Source organism: Pseudomonas sp. CM25, assembly GCF_013179705.1.
GTDB lineage: Bacteria > Pseudomonadota > Gammaproteobacteria > Pseudomonadales > Pseudomonadaceae > Aquipseudomonas.
Genome location: NZ_JABMCW010000313.1, coordinates 1 through 6355, shown reverse-complemented (window position 1 = coordinate 6355; position 6355 = coordinate 1). Strand labels below are relative to the sequence as shown.

Annotated in this window: 6 protein-coding genes; all 6 read left to right on the top strand. The window is 61.9% G+C overall.

Annotated features, from left to right (window positions below):
- On the top strand, positions 1-2799 hold a 2799-nt coding region (locus HP546_RS24100; protein ID WP_172230441.1), incomplete at its 5' end, for an efflux RND transporter permease subunit.
- 247 nt (positions 2800-3046) lie between these two features.
- On the top strand, positions 3047-3229 hold the full coding sequence (oscA, locus tag HP546_RS24095) for a sulfur starvation response protein OscA (protein ID WP_007975618.1): 183 nt from the start codon (positions 3047-3049) through the stop codon (positions 3227-3229).
- A 49-nt stretch (positions 3230-3278) separates the two neighbouring features.
- Positions 3279-4286, top strand: coding sequence for a sulfate ABC transporter substrate-binding protein (locus HP546_RS24090; protein WP_172230438.1), 1008 nt, complete (start codon positions 3279-3281; stop codon positions 4284-4286).
- Between the two features lie 196 nt (positions 4287-4482).
- Positions 4483-5301, top strand: coding sequence for a sulfate ABC transporter permease subunit CysT (gene cysT, locus HP546_RS24085; protein ID WP_172230435.1), 819 nt, complete (start codon positions 4483-4485; stop codon positions 5299-5301).
- An 11-nt stretch (positions 5302-5312) separates the two neighbouring features.
- Positions 5313-6185 (top strand): sulfate ABC transporter permease subunit CysW, encoded by an 873-nt coding sequence (gene cysW, locus HP546_RS24080; RefSeq protein ID WP_172230432.1) that lies wholly within the window; start codon positions 5313-5315, stop codon positions 6183-6185.
- Positions 6186-6188: 3 nt separating this feature from the next.
- Positions 6189-6355: ATP-binding cassette domain-containing protein (locus tag HP546_RS24075; protein WP_172230429.1), on the top strand; the 167-nt coding region annotated here is incomplete at its 3' end.

Genomic DNA, 6355 nt, shown 5'->3' with positions numbered 1-6355 from the left:
AGCTACACTCGGCCGGGCGAGTCCACGGTCTACGTTTACCTGCGCGATACCACCAAGGCCAAGAACATCCCCGACATCTGGTACCAGGTGCGCAAGAAGATCCAGGACATCCGCGGGGAATTCCCCTCGGGCATCCAGGGGCCGGGTTTCAACGATGAATTCGGTGACGTGTACGGCTCGATCTATGCGTTCACGGCCGATGGCCTGACCCTGCGCCAGTTGCGCGATTACGTGGAGCAGGCCCGCGCCGAAGTGCGAGAAGTCCCCAATATCGGCAAGATCGAGATGGTCGGCACCCAGGACGAAGTGCTCTACCTCAACTTCTCCACCCGCAAGCTGGCCGCTCTTGGCATTGACCAGCGCCAGGTGATGCAGGCCCTGCAGTCGCAGAACGCGGTTACCCCCGCCGGCGTGATCGAGGCCGGGCCGGAGCGTATTTCAGTGCGCACCACCGGGCAGTTCGCGTCGGAAAAAGACCTGCAATCAGTCAACCTGCGCATCAACGACCGTTTCTTCCGCCTGGCCGATATCGCCGACATCGAACGCGGCTACACCGACCCACCTTCACCCATGTTCCGCTACAACGGCCAGACCGCCATCGGCCTGGCCATCGGCATGAAAGCCGGTGGCAATATCCAGGTGTTCGGCGAGGCGTTGAAGAAGAAGATGGACCGCATCACCAACGACTTGCCGGTGGGGATCGGCGTGCATACCGTTTCCGACCAGGCAGTGGTGGTGAAGAAGGCGGTCGGCGGTTTCACCAGTGCGCTGTTCGAGGCCGTGATCATCGTGCTGGCGGTGAGCTTCGTCAGCCTGGGGGTCCGCGCCGGGCTGGTGGTAGCCTGTTCGATCCCGTTGGTGCTGGCCATGGTCTTTGTATTCATGGAATACAGCGGCATCACCATGCAGCGGATTTCCCTTGGCGCGCTGATCATCGCGCTGGGCCTGCTGGTGGATGACGCCATGATCACCGTCGAGGTCATGGTCACGCGCCTGGAGATGGGTGAGAGCAAGGAGCAGGCGGCGACGTTCGCCTACACCTCCACGGCGTTCCCGATGCTTACCGGCACCCTGGTGACGGTGGCCGGCTTTGTGCCGATCGGGCTCAATGCCAGCTCGGCAGGCGAATACACCTTCACCTTGTTCGCGGTAATCGCCGTGGCCTTGATTGTGTCGTGGGTGGTGGCGGTGTTCTTTGCACCGGTGCTCGGCGTGCATATCCTCAACAGCAAGAAAATGAAGGCCCATGACAGCGAACCTGGCCGTGTCGGCCGAGGGTTCGAACATGGCCTGCTGTGGTGCATGCGCCATCGCTGGTTGACCATCGTCGGCACCATCGTGCTGTTCGTGCTCTCGGTGTTCTGCATGCGCTTCGTGCAGAACCAGTTTTTCCCGTCTTCGGACCGCCCGGAAATCCTCGTCGATCTGAACCTGCCGCAGAACGCCTCCATCGAAGAAACCCGCAAAGTGGTCGATCGCTTTGAAGCCACCTTCAAGGATGACCCGGAAATCGTCAGCTGGAGCACCTACATCGGCCAGGGCGCGATCCGCTTCTACCTGCCGCTCGACCAGCAACTGCAGAACCCGTACTACGCGCAGTTCGTCATCGTCAGCAAAGGCCTGGAAGAGCGCGGCGAGTTGATGGCACGCCTGCAGAAGCGCCTGCACGAAGACTTTGTCGGCATCGGCACCAACGTGCAGTCGCTGGAGATGGGCCCGCCTGTGGGGCGGCCGATCCAGTACCGGGTCAGCGGCAAGGACATCGACCAGGTGCGCAAGCACGCCATCGAGCTGGCGACCTTGCTCGACCAGGACCCGCACATTGGTGAAATGATCTACGACTGGAACGAGCCCGGTAAGGTCCTGCGCATTGAAATCGCCCAGGACAAGGCACGCCAGCTAGGGCTTTCGTCCGAGGACGTGGCCAACGTGATGAACAGCATCGTCAGTGGCGTGCCGATTACCCAGGTCAACGACAACATCTATCTGATCGATGTGGTTGCCCGCGCCGAAGACAGCGAGCGCGGCTCGCCTGATACCTTGCAGAACCTGCAGATCCTGACCCCCAACGGTACCTCGATTCCGCTGCTGTCTTTTGCCACCGTGCGCTACGAGCTGGAGCAGCCCTTGGTATGGCGACGTGATCGCAAACCGACCATTACCATCAAGGCCTCGGTGAGCGGCGAAATCCAGCCGACCGACCTGGTAGCCCAGCTGAAGCCGAAAATCGATGAGTTCGCCAGCAAGCTGCCGGTGGGCTACGAAGTGGCCACGGGCGGTACTGTGGAAGAAAGCAGCAAGGCCCAAGGGCCGATTGCGGCGGTGATCCCGCTGATGCTGTTCCTGATGGCGACATTCCTGATGATTCAGCTGCACAGCGTGCAGAAGCTGTTCCTGGTGGTCAGTGTGGCGCCGCTGGGGCTGATTGGCGTGGTGCTGGCGCTCGTACCGACGGGCACGCCGATGGGCTTCGTGGCGATTCTCGGCATCCTTGCGCTGGCGGGCATCATCATTCGCAACTCGGTCATCCTGGTGACCCAGATCGACGAGTTCGAAGCGCAGGGCTACTCGCCCTGGGATGCAGTGGTGGAGGCCACCAACCACCGGCGGCGACCTATTCTGCTGACCGCAGCGGCCGCCAGCCTGGGCATGATCCCGATTGCCCGTGAGGTGTTCTGGGGGCCGATGGCGTACGCCATGATCGGCGGGATCATCGTCGCGACCTTGCTGACGTTGCTGTTCCTGCCGGCCTTGTATGTGGCCTGGTACAAGATCCGCGAGCCTGAAAAACACAACTGAAGCCTTGTACGGACCCTGTGGGAGCGGGTTCACCCGCGAATACGATGGTGAAACCACCGCCGCATTCGCGGGTGAACCCGCTCCCACAGGGTCTTGCATTCCCGTCAAGATGGTCTTTTATTTGGTTATATAAAAATTCTTAAACAGTATTTTTAAGAATAATCCCGCCTCACTACTATTGCCCTCAAGCCAGGCAATAACCCCCCTTCAAACCCCTGCCCGGCACCTCACTCCAAGGAGAACGAGCATGAGTGCATCGCTGCGTAGCGTCGACGGTCAGGACGAAGCCACCATTCTGCGTGAAATCCAGAGCGCCCTGCGCGATCTGCGCTTTGGTGCGGTGGAGATCACCGTGCACAACGCCCAGGTGGTGCAGATCGAACGCAAGGAGAAGTTCCGCCTGCAACAGCCAGGCAACAAGCCCGGCTGATCGCACCACACCATTCAAAATTAGAAAAATGCCAATCGGGAGCTTCACCATGTCCATCCGCCGTTATGCGCTCGCCGCCCTGGCCAGTGCTGTTTTTGCCGGTTCCGCCATCGCCAAGGACTACGAACTGCTGAACGTGTCCTACGACCCGACCCGTGAGCTGTACCAGCAGTACAACGCCGAGTTCATCAAACACTGGCAGCAGGCCCACCCGGACGACAAGGTGAAGATCCAGCAATCCCATGGTGGCTCGGGCAAGCAGGGCCGTGCGGTGATCGACGGCCTGCGCGCCGACGTGGTGACCCTGGCCCTGGCCGGCGATATCGACGAAATCGCCAAGCTCGGCAAGACCCTGCCGGACGACTGGCAGACCCGGCTGCCGGATGCCAGCACCCCGTACACTTCGACCATCGTGTTCCTGGTGCGCAAGGGCAACCCGAAAGGCATCAAGGACTGGGGCGACCTGATCAAGAAGGACGTGTCGGTCATCACCCCCAACCCGAAAACCTCCGGTGGCGCACGCTGGAACTTCCTCGCCGCCTGGGCCTACGGGCTGAAGGCCGGCGGTAGCGAGGACAAGGCCAAGGCCTATGTGCAAGAGCTGTTCAAGCACGTGCCGGTACTGGATACCGGTGCCCGCGGCTCGACCATCACCTTCGTCAACAACGGCCAGGGCGACGTGTTGCTGGCCTGGGAAAACGAAGCCTTCCTGGCGCTGAAGGAAGACGGTGGTGCCGACAAGTTCGAGATCGTCGTGCCGTCGCTGTCGATCCTCGCCGAACCGCCGGTGGCCGTGGTCGACAAGAACGCCGAGAAGAAGGGCAACACCGAGATCGCCACCGAGTACCTCAAGCACCTTTACAGCCCGGCGGGGCAGAAGATTGCTGCGGAGAACTTCTATCGCCCGCGTGACGAGAAGGTGGCTGCCGAGTTCGGCAAGCAGTTCCCGAAACTCGACCTGGTGACCATCGACAAAGACTTCGGTGGCTGGAAGACTGCACAGCCGAAATTCTTCAATGATGGCGGTGTGTTCGACCAGATCTATCAGGCACAGTAAAGGCCACGAAAAGCGGGGCCGCTTTGCGGCCTATCGCCGGCCAGCCAGCTCCCACAGGAATCGCGCAGCTCTCAGGCCTGTGTTAATCCTGTGGGAGCTGGCTTGCCGGCGATGGGCTGCGCAGCAGCCCCAGGATTCAGGATCCTGCACCGCCCCGGCCTGACCCGGGGCTTGGTGCGTTCAACCAGGGATATTTATGTCACGTCGCATTTCCCCCGTCATACCCGGCTTCGGGCTGACGCTGGGCTACACCTTGGTGTACCTCAGCCTGATTGTGCTGATACCGCTGGCGGCCATGTTCATTCATGCCTCGCAGCTGACCTTCGAGCAGTTCTGGACCATCATCAGTGCGCCACGGGTGATCGCTGCACTCAAGCTGAGCTTCGGCACCGCGCTGTTCGCCGCCATCATCAACGGTGTGATCGGCACCCTGCTGGCGTGGGTGCTGGTGCGCTACACGTTCCCCGGGCGCAAGATCATCGATGCGATGATCGACCTGCCGTTCGCCCTGCCTACCGCCGTTGCCGGTATCGCCCTGACCGCCCTGTACGCCCCCCAAGGCTGGGTCGGCCAGTTCGCCACCGACCTGGGCTTCAAGATCGCCTACACCCCGCTGGGTATCACCCTGGCGCTGACCTTCGTCACCCTGCCGTTCGTGGTGCGCACGGTGCAGCCGGTACTGGCCGATATCCCGCGTGAAGTGGAAGAGGCCGCCGCCTGCCTGGGGGCCAAGCCGCTGCAGGTGTTCCGCCATGTGCTGGCGCCGGCGCTGTTGCCGGCCTGGCTCACCGGCTTTGCCCTGGCCTTCGCCCGGGGCGTTGGCGAGTACGGTTCGGTGATCTTCATTGCCGGCAACATGCCGATGAAGACCGAGATTCTGCCGCTGCTGATCATGGTCAAGCTCGACCAGTACGACTACACCGGCGCGACCGCCATCGGCGTGCTGATGCTGGTGGTTTCCTTCATCCTGCTGCTGCTGATCAACCTGCTGCAGCGCCGCATCGAAACCCCTTGAAGGAGGCCGGCATGTCCAGTTCATCCCTGAGTGCAAACGCCGCCGCCAACGCCGCCCGCAGGGGCAGCGCCACGTCGCGGCGCATCCTGATCGGCCTTGGCTGGCTGGTCTTCGCGCTGTTCTTGCTGCTGCCGCTGGTGATCGTGGTATCGCAGGCGCTGAAAAACGGCTTTGGCACCTTCTTCGAGGCGATCTTCGAGCCTGATGCCTTGTCCGCCCTGAAGCTGACCCTGCTCGCCGTGGTCATCTCCGTGCCGTTGAACCTGGTGTTCGGCGTCAGCGCTGCCTGGTGCGTGAGCAAGTACGGCTTCCGTGGCAAGAGCATTTTGGTCACCCTGATCGACCTGCCGTTCTCGGTGTCGCCGGTCATCGCCGGCCTGGTCTACGTGCTGATGTTCGGTGCGCAAGGTCTGTTCGGTCCGTGGCTGCAGGACCACGACATCCAGATCGTGTTCGCCTTGCCGGGCATCGTCCTCGCGACCATCTTCGTTACCGTGCCGTTCGTGGCCCGCGAGCTGATCCCGCTGATGCAGGAGCAGGGTACCCAGGAAGAGGAGGCTGCACGCCTGCTCGGTGCCAATGGCTGGCAGATGTTCTGGCACGTGACCCTGCCGAACATCAAGTGGGGCCTGATCTACGGCGTGGTGCTGTGCACCGCCCGGGCCATGGGCGAGTTTGGCGCGGTGTCGGTGGTTTCCGGCCACATTCGCGGCGTGACCAACACCTTGCCGCTGCACGTGGAGATCCTCTACAACGAGTACAACCACGTGGCGGCCTTCAGCGTGGCCAGCCTGTTGCTGATCCTGGCGCTCTTCATCCTGCTGCTCAAGCAGTGGAGCGAGAACCGTATTAACCGCCTGCGCCACAGCGCCGCGGAGGAATGATTCATGTCGATCGAAGTTCGTAACGTCAGCAAGCGCTTCAACAGCTTCCAGGCCCTGGACAACATCAACCTGGACATCAACAGCGGCGAGCTGGTGGCCCTGCTCGGCCCGTCCGGCTGCGGCAAGACCACCTTGCTGCGCATCATTGCCGGCCTGGAAACACCCGATCA